This window comes from Nocardia sp. NPDC003963, assembly GCF_053605105.1.
Genome location: NZ_JBSGIP010000021.1, coordinates 36,889 through 51,993, shown reverse-complemented (window position 1 = coordinate 51,993; position 15,105 = coordinate 36,889). Strand labels below are relative to the sequence as shown.

General features: G+C 68.0%; 13 protein-coding genes. 8 read left to right on the top strand and 5 right to left on the bottom strand.

The window, feature by feature from the left end; genetic code table 11:
* Nucleotides 1–98: 98 nt before the first annotated feature.
* Nucleotides 99–1,373 (top strand): arginine deiminase, encoded by a 1,275-nt coding sequence (locus tag ACWEWT_RS25710; protein WP_452562638.1) that lies wholly within the window; start codon nucleotides 99–101, stop codon nucleotides 1,371–1,373.
* A 29-nt stretch (nucleotides 1,374–1,402) separates the two neighbouring features.
* Nucleotides 1,403–1,762 (top strand): GntR family transcriptional regulator, encoded by a 360-nt coding sequence (locus ACWEWT_RS25705; protein WP_452562636.1) that lies wholly within the window; start codon nucleotides 1,403–1,405, stop codon nucleotides 1,760–1,762.
* Nucleotides 1,763–1,966: 204 nt separating this feature from the next.
* Here the strand turns inward: ACWEWT_RS25705 and ACWEWT_RS25700 are convergent, their stop codons facing one another.
* Nucleotides 1,967–3,586: a dolichyl-phosphate-mannose--protein mannosyltransferase gene (locus ACWEWT_RS25700; protein ID WP_452562635.1), complete on the bottom strand. Its 1,620-nt coding sequence runs from the start codon at nucleotides 3,584–3,586 to the stop codon at nucleotides 1,967–1,969.
* A 611-nt stretch (nucleotides 3,587–4,197) separates the two neighbouring features.
* On the opposite strand from ACWEWT_RS25700, the gene rsmI reads away from it, so the two are divergent.
* On the top strand, nucleotides 4,198–5,043 hold the full coding sequence (gene rsmI / locus ACWEWT_RS25695; protein ID WP_452562633.1) for a 16S rRNA (cytidine(1402)-2'-O)-methyltransferase: 846 nt from the start codon (nucleotides 4,198–4,200) through the stop codon (nucleotides 5,041–5,043).
* A 12-nt stretch (nucleotides 5,044–5,055) separates the two neighbouring features.
* Here the strand turns inward: rsmI and metG are convergent, their stop codons facing one another.
* Complete coding sequence (gene metG, locus ACWEWT_RS25690; protein WP_452562631.1) at nucleotides 5,056–6,621, bottom strand: methionine--tRNA ligase; 1,566 nt, start codon at nucleotides 6,619–6,621, stop codon at nucleotides 5,056–5,058.
* A 278-nt stretch (nucleotides 6,622–6,899) separates the two neighbouring features.
* Between metG and ACWEWT_RS25685 the strand changes: the two genes are divergently transcribed.
* From ACWEWT_RS25685 to rsmA, 3 genes are all read left to right on the top strand, one after another.
* On the top strand, nucleotides 6,900–7,736 hold the full coding sequence (locus ACWEWT_RS25685; RefSeq protein WP_452562630.1) for a TatD family hydrolase: 837 nt from the start codon (nucleotides 6,900–6,902) through the stop codon (nucleotides 7,734–7,736).
* 152 nt (nucleotides 7,737–7,888) lie between these two features.
* Nucleotides 7,889–8,071, top strand: a complete 183-nt coding sequence (locus ACWEWT_RS25680) for a hypothetical protein (RefSeq protein ID WP_452562723.1) — start codon at nucleotides 7,889–7,891, stop codon at nucleotides 8,069–8,071.
* 50 nt (nucleotides 8,072–8,121) lie between these two features.
* On the top strand, nucleotides 8,122–8,988 hold the full coding sequence (gene rsmA, locus ACWEWT_RS25675; protein WP_452562716.1) for a 16S rRNA (adenine(1518)-N(6)/adenine(1519)-N(6))-dimethyltransferase RsmA: 867 nt from the start codon (nucleotides 8,122–8,124) through the stop codon (nucleotides 8,986–8,988).
* A gap of 374 nt (nucleotides 8,989–9,362) precedes the next feature.
* Here the strand turns inward: rsmA and ACWEWT_RS25670 are convergent, their stop codons facing one another.
* Entirely contained in the window at nucleotides 9,363–9,572 is a 210-nt protein-coding gene (locus ACWEWT_RS25670) for a heavy-metal-associated domain-containing protein (protein WP_452562629.1), read from the bottom strand.
* A gap of 241 nt (nucleotides 9,573–9,813) precedes the next feature.
* Here ACWEWT_RS25670 and ACWEWT_RS25665 point away from each other — a divergent pair, with 241 nt between their 5' ends.
* Both ACWEWT_RS25665 and ACWEWT_RS25660 read left to right on the top strand, forming a co-directional pair.
* Nucleotides 9,814–10,782 carry a 4-(cytidine 5'-diphospho)-2-C-methyl-D-erythritol kinase gene (locus ACWEWT_RS25665; RefSeq protein WP_452562627.1) on the top strand — a complete coding sequence of 323 codons (969 nt, stop codon included), beginning with the start codon at nucleotides 9,814–9,816 and terminating at the stop codon, nucleotides 10,780–10,782.
* 249 nt (nucleotides 10,783–11,031) lie between these two features.
* Nucleotides 11,032–12,837: an ABC-F family ATP-binding cassette domain-containing protein gene (locus ACWEWT_RS25660; RefSeq protein ID WP_452562626.1), complete on the top strand. Its 1,806-nt coding sequence runs from the start codon at nucleotides 11,032–11,034 to the stop codon at nucleotides 12,835–12,837.
* Nucleotides 12,838–12,912: 75 nt separating this feature from the next.
* Here ACWEWT_RS25660 and ACWEWT_RS25655 read toward each other — a convergent pair whose 3' ends face one another.
* Together ACWEWT_RS25655 and ACWEWT_RS25650 are read right to left on the bottom strand one after the other, a co-directional pair.
* The gene (locus tag ACWEWT_RS25655) at nucleotides 12,913–13,731 is read right to left on the bottom strand and encodes an Abi-alpha family protein (protein WP_452562625.1); all 819 of its coding nucleotides are present in this window, start codon (nucleotides 13,729–13,731) and stop codon (nucleotides 12,913–12,915) included.
* Nucleotides 13,722–15,044, bottom strand: coding sequence for a hypothetical protein (locus ACWEWT_RS25650; protein ID WP_452562623.1), 1,323 nt, complete (start codon nucleotides 15,042–15,044; stop codon nucleotides 13,722–13,724). The genes ACWEWT_RS25655 and ACWEWT_RS25650 overlap by 10 nt, the downstream gene beginning before the upstream one ends.
* Between the last annotated feature and the right edge of the window lie 61 nt (nucleotides 15,045–15,105).

The window sequence follows — 15,105 nt, the reverse complement described above, 5'->3', positions numbered from 1 at the left end:
TCAGGTTGCTGGAGGCCGGGGCGGATTCGGGGCAACTGCCCCGCGAACCGAACGGGCGTCGCCGTGCCCGCGATCCGTTCGAGCACTAGTGTCGGGACATGGGACCAGAAGCCGTACCCGATCCGGCCCCGGCCGGCCGGGCCCGGGACGAGAACCGGACCTTCCCCGTCACCTACGGGGTGACCAGTGAAGTCGGTGACCTGCGCGCCGTACTACTGCACCGCCCCGGTGACGAGCTACGCCGGCTCACCCCGCGCAACAACGACCAGTTGCTGTTCGACGGAATTCCCTGGGTCGAACGCGCCCAGCAGGAACACGACCTGTTCGCGCAGGTTCTGCGCGACCGCGGAGTCGAGGTCCTACTGGTGGCCGATGTGCTCACCGAAACACTCGAGGTGAGCGGCGCCGCCCGCATCCAGGGCATTTCCGCCGCCGTCCACGCCCGCCGGCTCGGGCACACCCTCGCCGACGATCTGGCCGGTTACCTGCGCGGGGTGCCGGCCCCGGATCTGGCACGAATCCTCATGGCGGGGATGACCTTCGACGAACTGCCCTTCGCCGGCGACAACACCTCGCTGGTCCGCCGGATGCACCAGGGTGGCGATTTCGTCATCGATCCGCTGCCGAACCTGCTGTTCACCCGCGACTCCTCGTTCTGGGTCGGGCCCAAGGTCGCCATCACCGCGCTGGCACTTCCGGCCCGTGCCCGGGAAACCTCGCTCACCGATCTCGTCTATGCCTTCCACCCGCGGTTCCTCGGGGTCCGGCGAGCCTACGAATCGCATACCGCGCCGATCGAAGGCGGCGATGTGCTGCTGCTGGCACCCGGGGTGGTCGCGGTCGGGGTGGGTGAGCGGACCTCCCCCGCGGGTGCGGAAGCGCTGGCCCGCAGCCTGTTCGACGACCGGCTGGCGGATACGGTGCTGGTGGTACCGATCGCGCAGAACCGTGCCACGATGCATCTGGACACGGTGTGCACGATGGTCGATACCGACGCGGTCGTGATGTATCCGGGTGTGCGCGAAAGCCTCACCGCGTACACGATCCGCCCGGACGAGAACTCCGACGGCTGTGTGGTCACCGGACCCGAGCCGTTCCTGCCCGCCGCGGCGGCGGCCATGGGTATCGGCAAACTCCGTGTGATCGACACCGGACTCGACGGAGTGACCGCCGAACGCGAACAGTGGGACGACGGCAACAACACCCTCGCCCTGCGACCCGGTGTCGTCGTGGCCTACGAACGCAACGAGATGACCAATGCCCGGCTCGAGGACTCCGGCATCGAAGTACTGCGTATCCCCGGTTCGGAACTGGGCTCGGGTCGCGGTGGGCCGCGCTGCCTCTCCTGCCCGCTTGCTCGGGATCCGGTATGAAATCCGGCCGGATACGGTAAGAACGAGCCATGCTCGAGATCACAGTGTCCCACGATTCGGGCGTCCCGCCGTACGAACAACTGCGGCTCGCCGTCATCGCCCGGGTCCGAGCGGGCGAACTGGCCGCGGGCACCAAGATCCCCACGGTGCGGGCCCTGGCGGCGCAACTGGGCCTGGCCCCCAATACGGTGGCCCGAGCCTACCGTGAACTGGAACAGGACGGGGTCCTGGAAACCCGCGGCCGGCTGGGCTCTTTCATCGCCTCCTCGGGTGACCCCACGGCCGACGCGGCGGGCCGGGCGGCATCGGAATACATCGGAACCATCCGGCGGCTGGGCCTCGACGCCGAGGCGGCGATCCACTACGTCCGAGTCGCCCTGGGCACATAACCCGGCCGGACAGGGCCACCCTCTCCCTGACGGTCACCACCCCACACCTCCCGCGTTCTCCGGATGGTCCACCTCAGTGGGTGGGGCCCGCCCCGGTTCTGGAGCGACAGAGCGAAGGAGCGCAGCGACTGAGCGGCGGAGTGAAGAACCGGGGTTGATAGGGCCCCACCCCGCGACGCCGAAGGCGGCGCAATCAAGCACAGCTCAGCCCCAGCTGGGGAGCCACAGGTGGTCCTGCCAGTTGCCGGTGGTGATGGGGAGGCCGGTGAGGATGGGCCAGAGCCAGATGAAGTTGGCTATCACGAGGCCGAGGTAGAGGCAGACCGCCAAGAGGCCGAGGCTGTGGCGTTCGCTCGGTTCGGTGGGTAGGAACATGCCGCCCGGTCCGCGGGCGACCGGACGTCTGGCGGTGCCGAGTACGTCGCCCAGCACGAGCGCGACGGCCATCACCAGGAACGGGGCCAGGGTGACCGCGTAGAAGTAGTACATCTGCCGGTCCAGGGTCAGGAACCAGGGCAGCAGGGCCGCGCCGTACGCGGTGAGCACGGCGGCGTACCGCCAGTCGCGGCGCACGATCCAGCGCCAGATGCCCCACGCCAGCACGGGTAACGAAATCCACCACAGGGCGGGGGTGCCCACCAGCATGACGGCTTTCACGCATTCGGTCTGCCCGCAACCGGTTACGCCGTCGTCGGCGTAGTAGTACAGCATCGGCCGCAACCCCATCGGCCAGGTCCACGGTTTGGATTCCCACGGGTGATGGTTGCCGGCGGAATTGGTGAGCTCGGAATGGAATGTGAGGGTGCGGGAGTGGAAGTACCACAGTGAACGCAGGGCGTCGGGCGCCACATGGGACCAGAACCCGCCGGTGCCGATCCCGTCCTCGGGAGCCGACGGGTTACCGGTCATGTACCGGTACACCGCGGTTTCGCTGCGGAACCAGGCGGCGTAGCTCGCCAAGTACACCCCCAGCGGGATCAGGACCAGTGCGTACAGTGCGGGGCCGAGATCGCGGACTGCGGTGCCGTACACCGGTTTGCGGACACCGTAGGTGCGGCGGGCGAAGAGGTCGAACAGGATGCTCATCACTCCGAACGCGGCGATGAAATACAGCCCGGACCATTTGGTTCCGCAGGCCAGCCCCAACAGGACCCCGGCGCCGAAGCGCCACCAGCGCACGCCCAGCCGGGGACCCCACGGAGTCTCGCCGATCCGGCCCTCGGCGTCTGCCTTCGCGAGCCGGGCGCGCATCTGGTCGCGGTCGACGATCAGGCAGCCGAACGCGGCGGTGACCAACACGGTGATGAAGATGTCGAGCATCCCGATCCGCGACGAGACGAAGGTCGTTCCATCCGCGATCAAGAGGATCCCGGCGAGCGCACCCAACATCGTCGAGCGGGTCATCCGCCGCACGATCCGGATGACGAGCAGAACCAATATCGTCCCGGCCAGCGCGGCGGAGAACCGCCAACCCCAGCCGTTGTACCCGAACAGCGCCTCCCCGACCGCGATCATCTGCTTGCCCACCGGAGGATGCACCACCAGCCCGTAGCCGGGATTGTCCTCGATACCGCCGGTGAGGAACTGCCAGCCCTGCGGTGCGTAGTGCTTCTCGTCGAAGACCGGCGTTCCGGCGTCGGTCGGATAGTTGAGCATGGTGAAACGGGTGACGGCCGCGATAGCGGTGAGGAACAGGGTGACCACCCAGCCGCGCGCGGTATCGGTGGGACCGAAGTCGGGTGCGGGCCGTAGCGGAGCCGGGCTCGACCAGGTGCGCGGCGGCCGCCAGGCCACGCCGCGGCGCGATTCGGTCAGCTGAGTCACGCCCCGAGCTTATGTGCTGTGTTTATCGGCGCCGCCTTCGGCGTCGCGGGGCGGGGCCCTATCAACCCCGGTTCTTCACTCCGCCGCTCAGTCGCTGCGCTCCTTCGCTCTGTCGCTCCAGAACCGGGGCGGGCCCCGCCTTTGCTGTCGGTCCCGCCTTCGGCGGTAGGTGGATGGTTTGTGGATGGGGGTTCTCGTCTGTGTTGGGTGGCTGGGTTTCTTTGGTCTGTCGCTTCGGTGCCGGGGTGGGTCCTGCTTTTGTGGTCGGTTCCGCTGTCGGTGGTGGGTGGGTGGTTTGTGGTTGCCGGGTTTCGTCCGTGTTCGGCTGTTGGGCTCCTTCGCTCTGTCGTTTCGGATCCGGGGTGGGTTCCGCCTTGTCGTGGGCGCTGTCTTCGGCGGCGGGTGAGCGGTTGAGGTCCCCTTTCTCTGTTCCGGTGCTCGGGTTGTCGCGCTTTGCTCTGTCGGCTCCGGGACCGGGGCGGGCCCGACCATGGATGCGCGCGTGCCGGGCCGGAGAGGTGGGATGCCAGGGTGTCGGGGCTTTGTGCCGCAGGCCCGGATAGGCTGCCGGGATCGACAGGCTCGGACCGGCCGGGCCGGGTAGGAGCGTGGTGACCGACGGCGGGCTGATATTGGCGGCGACTCCGCTGGGGGCGATCGGTGATGCCTCGCTCCGGTTGCGGGATGCGCTGGGCAGCGCCGATATCGTCGCGGCGGAGGACACCCGGCGTACCCGGTCGCTGGCCGACGCGCTGGGGGTGGAGATCCGGGGGCGGGTGGTCAGTTTCTACGACCATGTCGAGGAGGCGCGGATTCCGGCGTTGCTGACCGAGATCGCGGACGGGCGCACCGTTCTGCTGGTCACCGATGCCGGTATGCCTTCGGTGAGCGACCCCGGGTACCGGCTGGTCGCGGCCTGTGCCGAGCGCGGGCTGCCGGTGACCTGCCTGCCCGGGCCCTCGGCGGTGACCACGGCGCTGGCGCTTTCTGCGTTGCCGGTGGACCGGTTCTGTTTCGACGGTTTCGCACCGCGGAAATCGGGTCGCCGCAAGGAATGGCTGGGGACTCTGGTGGGGGAGAAGCGGGCGTGTGTCTTCTTCGAGGCGCCGCACCGGCTGGCGGACTGCCTGGCCGATGCCGTCGAGGTGCTGGGTGGTGAGCGCCGGGCCGCGGTGTGCCGGGAACTCACCAAGACCTACGAGGAGGTCGTTCGCGGCACCCTCGCCGAGTTGGCCGCATGGGCGGTGGACGGAGCGCGCGGCGAGATCACCGTGGTGCTGGCGGGCGCCTCGGCCACCGTGGTCGATCCGGAGGATCTGGTGGCGCAGGTGGAGGAGCGCGCCGCGGCGGGCCTGCGTCTCAAGGACGCGAGCGCGGAGATCGCCGAGGTAGCCGGGGTTTCCCGCCGGGAACTCTACGATGCCGTGCTGGCCGCCCGCCGCGCCGCGGTGGACTGAATCCGGGCCGGATCAGTCGTCGGTCTTCGGCTCCACGTAGCGCGGGAACACCGGTTCCGGCGCGGGGAGCGCGACGCCGGGGACCAGCGGGGTGGCGATCGCGGCGAATTCGCGGTCCTGCTGGGCGAGCAGGTCCAGGATCCGCGCGGCGGAGCCCGGTAGTACCGGCTGGACGAGGATCGCCACGATCCGGACCACCTCGAGAGTGACGTAGAGGACCGTCGCCATCCGGGCCAGATCTTCCTCGGTGCCCGATTTGCGCAGCGCCCACGGCGCCTGGGCGCTGAAGTACCGGTTGGTCTCGCCCAGGGTCAGCCAGATCTGTTCGAGCGCCAGATGCATCTGCTGGACGTCGAATTCGGCCCGGCAGCGCTCCAGCAGACCGTTCGCCCGGTCGAGCAGCGCCCGGTCCTCCGCGGTGAACTCGCCCGGCGTCGGCACGGCCGCGCCGCAGTTCTTGGCGACCATGGTCAGACTGCGCTGGACCAGGTTGCCGAATTCGTTGGCCAGATCGGCATTGATCCGGGAGACGATCGCCTCGTGGCTGTAGCTGCCGTCCTGCCCGTAGGAGATCTCGCGCAGCAGGAAGAAGCGCACCGCGTCGAGTCCGTAGGCGTCGACGAGGTCGACCGGGTCGACCACATTGCCGACCGATTTCGACATCTTCTCGCCCTTGTTGTACAGGAACCCGTGCACGAAGACCCGGCGCGGCAGTTCGATCCCGGCCGACATCAGGAAGGCCGGCCAGTACACCGTATGGAAGCGGGTGATGTCCTTACCGATGATGTGCACATCGGCGGGCCAGAACTTCTGGAACGTCGCGGAATCGGTGTCCGGGAAACCGACGCCGGTGAGGTAGTTGGTGAGCGCGTCCACCCATACGTACATCACGTGGTCGGGATGATCGGGGACGGGCACACCCCAGTCGAAGGTGGTCCGCGAGATCGACAGGTCCTTGAGACCGGCCTTCACATAGCTCACGATCTCGTTGCGCCGGGTGGCGGGAGCGATGAACTCCGGGTGTTCGTCGTAGAGCGCGAGCAGTTTGTCCTGATAGGCCGAGAGCCGGAAGAAGAAGTTGGATTCCTCGGTCCAGGTGACCGGGGTTCTGGTGTCGGTGGAGATACGGCTGCCGTCGTCGAGCAGCGTGGTCTCCTCCTCGGTGTAGAACGCCTCGTCGCGCACCGAGTACCAGCCGGAATAGTTGTCGAGGTAGATATCGCCGTTGTCCAGCATCCGCTGCCAGATAGCGGCGCTGGCGAGTTGGTGGTCGGCGTCGGTGGTACGGATGAAACGGTCGAAGGAGACGTCGAGGGTTTTGTCCATCCGCTCGAACACATCGGAGTTGCGGGCGGCCAGTTCCTCCACCGGGATGTTCTCGGCGGCGGCGGTCTGCTGCATCTTCTGACCGTGCTCGTCGGTTCCGGTCATGAAGAAGACGTCGTACCCGTCGAGCCGCTTGAACCGGGCGAGTGCGTCCGAGGAGATGTACTCGTAGGCGTGCCCGATATGCGGCGCACCGTTGGGGTACGCGATGGCCGTGGTGAGGTAGAAGGCGGGGCGATCGACTGCGCTCATGGTGTGTCGATTCCATCATGAGGACCGCAGTGAACCCGACTCGACTGCGTGTTCATGTCATCAGAGGTTACTGCCAGGGGTTCGCGGGCCGGGATCGTATTCGGCGGGGTATCCCGTGCGGGCAGCGGACCGGGCGCGGCGGCCACGCCGTCGGGTCGCCACCGGGTCTCTACTGTGGTGCGCGTGCCTCTTCTCGATCGTATGCGTGAGTCCCGTCCCGCCGGTGTAGCGGGCCCGGTCCTGCTCGGCGGTCCGCTCGAGTGCCGGGCGGCGAACCGATGAACGCGAAACGCCCCGCGCCGCCGTTGCCCGAACCGCTGTCGCCGCTGGTCGACGCGCATACCCATCTCGACGCCTGCGGCGCCACCGACGCGGTATCGGTGGCGGAGATGGTGGACCGCGCGGCCGCGGCCGGGGTCGGCCGGGTGGTCACTGTGGCCGATGATCTGGACGCCGCGCGCTGGGCGGTGCGGGCGGCGAACTGGGACGACCGGGTGTACGCGGCGGTAGCGCTGCATCCGACCCGGGCGAACGCGCTCGACGAGGCCGCGCGGACCGAGCTGGAGAAACTGGCTGCCGATCCGCGGGTGGTCGCGGTCGGGGAGACCGGCCTGGACTACTACTGGCCGGGGAAGCTGGAGGGGTGCGCCGATATCGAGACCCAGATCGAGGGTTTCCGCTGGCATATCGACCTGGCCAAGCGAATCGGTAAACCGCTCATGATCCACAACCGGGAGGCCGATCACGACCTGCTGACCGTTCTGCTGGACGAGGGTGCCCCGGAGACGGTGATCTTCCACTGTTTCTCGTCCGATGCGAATATGGCGGTCTCCTGTGTCGCCGAAGGTTATGTCCTGAGCTTCTCCGGGACGTCGAGTTTCAAGAACGCCCACGAATTGCGGGAGGCGGTGCGGGTGGTGCCGGATGAGCAACTGCTGTTCGAGACCGACGCGCCCTATCTGACGCCGCACCCGTATCGGGGTGCGCCCAACGAGCCCTATTGCCTGCCCTACACCGTGCGGGCGGTGGCCGGGATCCGTGGTCAGGACCCGGTCGAGCTGGCCGAGATCAGTACGGCCAACGCGCGCCGTGTGTATCGGTTCGATCGCGGCTGAAACCCTCTTGATCTTGAGTGATCTGAATCACAATTGCTCGGGTTGATGTGTCGTCTACCTGGAGCGCGGTCGCCGCTGCGTGATGTGAAATATCGGTGGGCGGGTTCGTAGCGGTTGTGGGCGGCCATAGGCTTCGTTATCGTCTCGTGACCGTGTCACCCTTTGCGAGGATCAACTCCTCACGCTCACCGCTGCTGTACCTGGTCATCGCCGCTGTGCTGCTGACCCTGATCGCCGGTGCCGGTGCGGCGATCGCCACGCACGACTCCGGTAGCGAACGCGCGAACTCCGCTCCGGCGGGTCATTCGTACTCGCTGGATATCGACGCCGCCTGAGATCGCGCTCCGCGCCGGGTTGGTAGGTTCTCCCGGTGTCCGATGCCGAGATGATGGTGCGTGGCCAGGCCGCTCTGCTGGGCCCCGCGCAGGTGCGCGAGCTGGCCGAGCGCTTGGGGGTGCGCCCGACCAAGCAGCTCGGGCAGAATTTCGTGCACGACGCCAATACTGTCCGGCGGATCGTGACCGCGGCCGGAGTCGGACGGGCGGATACTGTGCTCGAGGTGGGGCCCGGGCTCGGCTCGCTGACGCTGGCCCTGCTGGATGTGGTGGATGCCGTCCTGGCGGTGGAGATCGACCCGGTGCTGGCGGGACAGTTGCCCGCGACGGTGCGGGAGCGGGCCGCGGAGCTGGCGTCACGGCTGACGGTCATCCCGGGCGACGCACTGCGGATCGGGTCGGACGCGGTATCGGTGGCACCCACCGCGTTGGTCGCGAATCTGCCCTACAACGTGGCGGTACCGGTCCTGCTGCATCTGCTCGCCGAGTTCCCGAGTATCGCGACCGCGCTGGTGATGGTGCAGGCCGAGGTGGCCGACCGGCTCGCGGCGAAACCGGGAAGCCGGGTGTACGGGGTGCCGAGTGTGAAAGCGGGCTTCTACGGATCCGTGCGCAAGGCGGGCGCGGTGGGACGTCAGGTGTTCTGGCCGGTTCCGCAGGTGGAATCGGGGCTCGTCCGTATCGATCGGTTCACCGAACCGCCGTGGCCGGTGGATGTGGCGCATCGGCGGCGAGTTTTCGAAGTGGTGGACCTGGCGTTCGCGCAACGCCGGAAAACGCTGCGGGCCGCCCTGGCCGGCTGGGCGGGTAGTCCCGCGGAGGCCGAACGGCGGCTGCTCGCCGCGGGTATCGCGCCGACCGCCCGCGGGGAGACTCTGGATACCGCGGCGTTCGTCCGTCTCGCCGCGGAGTCCTGAACAGGCGCCGGCATGGTGCTGTAATAGATTGTCGCGCAAAGCATTCGGCGGTGGTGTCGGTTGGCCTTCCGGTGCGTGGTCCCGGTCGGTTCGCGGCCGGCCCGTGGCCGGTGGGTGGCATCGGACCACTGCTGTCGCGGTATCCGATTCCGCCGCCGGGTGACTGCTCGCCGAAGTGTTCGCGCGGTTCATCGTCGAGAATCCCGGCCGTTGTGAAGGCGGAGCCGCTCACGCTGAGGCGGTGATCCAGGTCGTGACGGCCGGACTCGTGGCCGCTGCCTCGCCGAACCCCGCTGTTCCAGCGAAACCGGGGCCGCCCGCTGGTCGGCGGACGGCCCCGGTTTCGCTGGGCGCTCAGATATTCGAGCGCCTTCTCAGCCGGCGATTTCGTAGCCCGCCTCGTCCACCGCTGCCGCGATATCGGCATCGGAGATGGGGGCGCTGCCCGCGACGACGACCCGGCCGGACGCGAGGTCCACATCGACGCTGGTGACACCGTCGATCTTCCCGATCTCGGTCTGTACCGACTGGACGCAGTGTCCACAGGTCATACCGGTGACGGTGTAGGTGCTGGTCGTGGCCATGGCGTCTCCTTCGTGCTCATATCCCGTTCCGGGAAGGTTCGTTCACTATACCCCCGGGGGGTAACTTGGGGCAACGGGGTCACGGATGCGAGGTGGGTACCTCCGCCTTCGCTCCGGCCGTGCGCGGGCTATAGATGGGCTGCGCCCAGCTGTGCCTATTAGGCGTACCTCCGCCTTCGCTCCGGCCGTGCGCGGGCTATAGATGGGCTGCGCCCAGCTGTGCCTATTAGGCTGGGTCACCGTGCTGTCCGTTGTGCCCAGTCCCGTCACCGTACGGGCTCCATCGAAGGTGAACCTCCATCTGGGAGTAGGTGACCTGCGCGCCGACGGCTACCACGAGCTCACCACCGTTTTCCAGGCACTCTCGCTCGCCGACGACCTGGAGATCACCCCCGCCAACTCGCTCACCCTGCGAGTGACGGGGGAAGGCGCCGCCGAAGTACCCACCGACCGGACCAATCTGGTGTGGAAAGCCGCGGTCCGGCTCGCACAGCTGGCCGGGCGCGCGCCACTGGTCGAGATCGCCATCGACAAGGGCATCCCGGTGGCCGGGGGGATGGCCGGCGGCAGTGCCGACGCGGCCGCCGCCCTGGTCGGGCTGAACGAACTGTGGGGGCTCGGGATGAACCGCGACGAACTCGCCGCCGTGGGTGCCGAACTGGGCAGTGATGTGCCGTTCGCCCTGCACGGCGGAACCGCCCTGGGGACCGGACGTGGCGAACGCCTGCTACCGGTGCTGTCGCGTAACGCTTTCCATTGGGTGCTGGCGCTGGCCAAAGGCGGGCTGTCCACCCCGGAGGTCTTCACCGAACTCGACCGTTTGCGGGTCCAGGGGGCACCGCCCCGGCTCGGCGCGCCCCAGGAGATCATGCAGGCGCTGGCCTCGGGTGATGCGCGACAGCTCGCGCCTCTGCTCGGTAACGATCTACAGGCCGCAGCGGTATCGCTGCGACCTGATCTGCGCCGCACCCTGCGCGCGGGCGTGGAGGTCGGCGCGCTGGCCGGACTGGTCTCGGGTTCCGGCCCGACCTGTGCGTTCCTCTGCGAATCGGCGGAATCGGCGGTCGCGGTCGCGGCGGAACTCTCGGGCGCGGGGGTGGCTCGCAGCGTGCGCACGGCCACCGGGCCTGTTCCCGGCGCTCGAGTGACCGGTCACGACGAACCACATCCGCCCGCGCCCGAACCCGGCCCCGGGCCCCGCCGCGCCTGATCGGCGCTACCTCCTGTCCGGACGCTCTGCGGCTCCTCGGTCGAGTTCGGGGGTATATCAGGCGTACCTCCGCCTTCGCTGCGGCCGTGCGCGGGCTGTGGATGGGCTGTGCCCAGCAGTGTTCATCAGGCGTACCTCCGCATTCGCTCCGGCCGTGCGCGGGCTGTGGATGGGCTCCGCCCAGCTGCGCCTATTAGGCTGGCCGTGGCCCCGTACTGGCGGGGCCGGCAGCCGGAGGCGGAAGGATCCATGTCCAACCTGATCAACCTCGAGCAGGTCAGCAAGAGTTTCGGGATCACACCGCTGCTCGACGGGGTATCCCTCGGCGTGCATTCCGGCGACCGGATCGGGGTCGTGGGCCTCAATGGGGGCGGTAAGACCACGTTGCTGGAGGTGCTGACCGGCCTCGAGAATCCCGACAGCGGCCGGGTGAGCCGGGTCGGCGGCTTGCGGATGGCCGTGGTGACCCAGCGCGGGGTGCTGCCCACGGGTGCCACCATCGGTGAGGTGGTGCTGGCCGGGCTGGCCGATGACGCGCCCACCGGCGATATCGCCGAACACGAATGGGCCGCCGACCCGCGGATCCGGTCGGTGCTCGACGGTATCGGTATCGCCGATCTGGGCCTGGACACCTCGGTCACCAACCTGTCCGGTGGCGAACGTCGCCGGGTCGCGCTGGCCGCGGCGCTGGTGCGGGAACTGGATCTGCTGGTGCTCGACGAGCCGACCAACCATCTCGATGTCGAAGGTGTGGAATGGCTGGCCGGGCATCTGCTGGCCCGGCGCAGCGCGCTGGTCGTCGTGACCCACGACCGCTGGTTCCTGGATACGGTCGCCACCCGCACCTGGGAGGTCGTGGGGGGCCGGGTGGAGACCTATGAGGGCGGCTACGGAGACTGGATCTTCGCGCGCGCCGAACGCGCCCGCCAGGCCGATGCCACCGAGGCCCGGCGCCGCAACCTCGCGCGCAAAGAACTGGCGTGGCTGCGGCGCGGTCCGCAGGCCCGGACCTCCAAGCCGCGCTATCGCGTCGAGGCCGCCGAGGCATTGATCGCCGATGTACCGCCGCCGCGTGATTCGGTCTCGCTGGCCGCGTTCGCCAAGAAGCGCCTGGGTCGGGTGGTGATCGAGCTCGAAGACGTCACCCTCGCCACACCGGACGGCCGTGAACTCGTGCGCGATCTCACCTGGCAGCTGGCTCCCGGGGAACGCGTCGGTCTGGTCGGGGTGAACGGATCGGGTAAGACCACGCTGTTGCGTGCGCTCGCCGGTGACATCGACCCGGAATCCGGTAAACGGGTACAGGGGCAGACCGTGCGGATCGGCTGGCTCCGGCAGGAACTCGACGATCTCCCCACCGATATGCGGGTGCTCGAGGCGGTCCAGCAGATCGCCATGCGAATCACCCTGGGAGAGGGCGGCAAAGCGCTGGAACTCTCGGCCGGGCAGCTCGCCGAACGGCTCGGCTTCAGCCCGGCGCGCCAGCGCACACCGGTACGCGACCTCTCGGGCGGCGAACGGCGCCGGTTGCAGCTGACCCGCATCCTCATGGCCGAGCCCAATGTGCTGCTGCTCGACGAGCCCACCAACGATCTCGATATCGACACCCTCCAGCAGTTGGAGGATCTGCTGGACAACTGGGCCGGGACCCTGGTGGTGATCAGTCACGACCGCTATCTGGTCGAACGGATCTGCGATACCACCTGGGCGTTGTTCGGCGACGGCGCTCTCACCAATCTGCCCGGGGGGATCGCTCAATATCTGCGCCGCCGGGCCGAACTGTCGGCCGCCGCGCCGGCGGCAGCGCAGTCCGGTCCGCAGACGGCCGGTCCGCAGACCGATTCCGCGGCCTACCGCGCCGCCCGCAAGGAGCTCACCCGTCTGGAACGCGCCATCGACAAATTGGGTGAGCGAGAGAAGGCTCTGCACGCGGCATTGGCCGATGCGGCGACCGAACCGGACAAACTGATGACCCTCGGTGCCGAACTCAAGGATGTGCAGGCCCAGAAGGAAACGGCCGAGGAACGCTGGATGGAACTCGCCGACGAGGTGTGAGACAACCGCCGGTGGCCGGGAGCTCGGCCACCGGCCTGTTCGGTCGCCCGGATCATGGAACCGCCCCGCCGGCGGTCAGTGGTTCTCGGCCGCCGGCCCGTCTTCGCCGGTGATCGGCAGACTGGCCTGGACGAATTCTCCGCCGAAGGTGGTGAGTGCGATACCGCGGTGCTGGAGTTTGCCGCGACCGGCCTGTTTCGACAGTTCGGTCGCCGGTGCCTGGGCCTCCAGCAGTTGATAGCGCTCCGGTGTGCCCACCGGCTCGCGCAGCAGTTCGATCAGGCCGATGCGGCGCAGATTGGTCAGGTAGCGCTGGACCCGTTCGGGATGCCGGAGTCCGGCGTGTTCGCCGATCATGCTCACCCCGATCTCGGCCGTACCGGACCCCTGTTCCGTTTTGCGGCTGCCGCGCCGCACCCGGCGGCCGTCGCGTACGGTCACCGCCGGCTGCGGGCCTTCGAGCCGCAGCAACCGCAGGATGCGGGCCTCGTCGGAGGTGAGCTCGGCCAGGATCCGAGCGAATGCCGGATGGCCCTCGTCCGCGGCGCGCGGGCTGGCGGCCAAGCGCAGCAGTGCCGCGCCCTGTTCGCGCAGTGACCGTTCGGTGGGGGATTCGGCGGGTGGTTCGGCCGCCGGGACGCCCAGTGCGCGCCGTACCGCCTCCTGTACCTGCTGGACCGCCTCGGTACGGATCTCCGCCGGAGGCAGACCGGCCATACTGCCGCGCACCACCGTTTCGGTGATATCCAGCGCGGTGTGCACGCCCCAGCGCGCCGTTCCCGATACCGCCGACGCCGCGACTCGTGCGACACCGCTCACCGCGCGAATGGTCGCGGCGGGGCCACCGGGCCGCCCCGGCTCGTCGCTGTCCCGCGTTTCTCGTTTCACAGCCATGTGGTCGCCACCCCCGTTCCGAAGACCAGGATATGCGCGTATCCGGCGAACAGGCCCAGGACGCCACCGTGCACGAACAGCAGCCATTCGTCCTGTTTGATCGCCGCCCGCAGCATATCGACGAAATCGTTCGGTGACAGTTCGGACATCTGTTTGGCGATATAGGCGCTGATCTGCTTACCCTGCCGCACGTTGAAATCAGCGTCGGAGAAGGCCAGCGGGGCGATCGCCATCGCCTCGGAGGTCAGGGTCCGCGTCAGCGACTGGTACTCGCGGCTGCCGAGCACCAGTTTCACCGCGCCGCGCGCCGGGCCCAGTGCCCGGTCGGCGGCCGGGCGCAGGGTGTCCTCCAGCATCTGGAGGGTGCGGTCGGATTTCGGTCCGTTCAGCAGTTCGTCACCGATATTGGCGAGCGTCATCACCTGGGTGGAGACCAGCTCGGCGTACCCGGTGGTGATCTCACCCTGTCGTTTGATCAGCAGGCCCTGCCGCCACGGGCACCACCACTTCGGTTCGGCGGGCGCGAAGATCATGTTCAGGCCCACCCAGTTGACCACCCAGCCGATGATCACCCCGCCGATCGGCAGGACCGCCAGCGTCGGCCATCCGGTCAGCTGGAGAATCGCCACCAGCACCACACCCATCGGTGCGCCGAAGTAGAGGCCGAAGTTCTGCATGAACCGCAATTCCTTGGCACCCAGCACCTGGAACAATTGATTGAGCAACTGGGGGCGGGATTGGAAATAACGGATAACCATCTGTTTGACATCGAGTAGCTGGTCGATGTTCGCGCCGAGTTCGGTGGTGAGTTCACGCAGGATATCGGGTAGCTGCTGGCGAACCCGTTCATGGACCAACTCGCGGACCTGCGCCGGCAAGTTGTACCAGAGCTGCGGATGTTCACGACGCAGTATCGTCTCGACGATATCGCGGATCTGTGTCTCCGCGGTCACCGCGAGGTGTTCGGCGAGCGCGTCCGGTTCCAGTTCACGGTAGAAATCGGAGACACTGCCCAGTTTCGAAAGTCCTTTGTCCACCGCGATACTGGCCATCTTGTCGGCACGCGAGGGGACGATGCCCTGCCAGCCGAATCGGCCGTCGTGGCTGAGCAGCGGCAGGATCTGGATCCGTTTGGGCAGATACGGATACAGGTACTGCAGACCGGGTACCCGCACACCGTGAAATGCGATCGGCCGGAACAGCATCAGCACACCGGTCCAGTTCGTGATGTAGCCGATGACGCCGGTGAACAGCGGAATGGTCAGCAATTCCAGGAGGATCGTCGGGTGCACCCCGAACACACTCTCCAACACGACACACCCTCCTGCTCCGGTGATCGCCGCCTCACCGGGACCCTCAAATTAGCACCACCGC

Bases quoted from the DNA above. Each gene is read 5' to 3' on its own strand.
- rsmA (WP_452562716.1), top strand. From the start codon at position 8,122: ATGATGGTGCGTGGCCAGGCCGCTCTGCTGGGCCCCGCGCAGGTGCGC.
- metG (WP_452562631.1), bottom strand. From the start codon at position 6,621: ATGAGCGCAGTCGATCGCCCCGCCTTCTACCTCACCACGGCCATCGCG.
- ACWEWT_RS25685 (WP_452562630.1), top strand. From the start codon at position 6,900: ATGAACGCGAAACGCCCCGCGCCGCCGTTGCCCGAACCGCTGTCGCCG.
- ACWEWT_RS25660 (WP_452562626.1), top strand. From the start codon at position 11,032: ATGTCCAACCTGATCAACCTCGAGCAGGTCAGCAAGAGTTTCGGGATC.
- ACWEWT_RS25705 (WP_452562636.1), top strand. From the start codon at position 1,403: ATGCTCGAGATCACAGTGTCCCACGATTCGGGCGTCCCGCCGTACGAA.
- ACWEWT_RS25670 (WP_452562629.1), bottom strand. From the start codon at position 9,572: ATGGCCACGACCAGCACCTACACCGTCACCGGTATGACCTGTGGACAC.
- ACWEWT_RS25655 (WP_452562625.1), bottom strand. From the start codon at position 13,731: ATGGCTGTGAAACGAGAAACGCGGGACAGCGACGAGCCGGGGCGGCCC.
- ACWEWT_RS25710 (WP_452562638.1), top strand. From the start codon at position 99: ATGGGACCAGAAGCCGTACCCGATCCGGCCCCGGCCGGCCGGGCCCGG.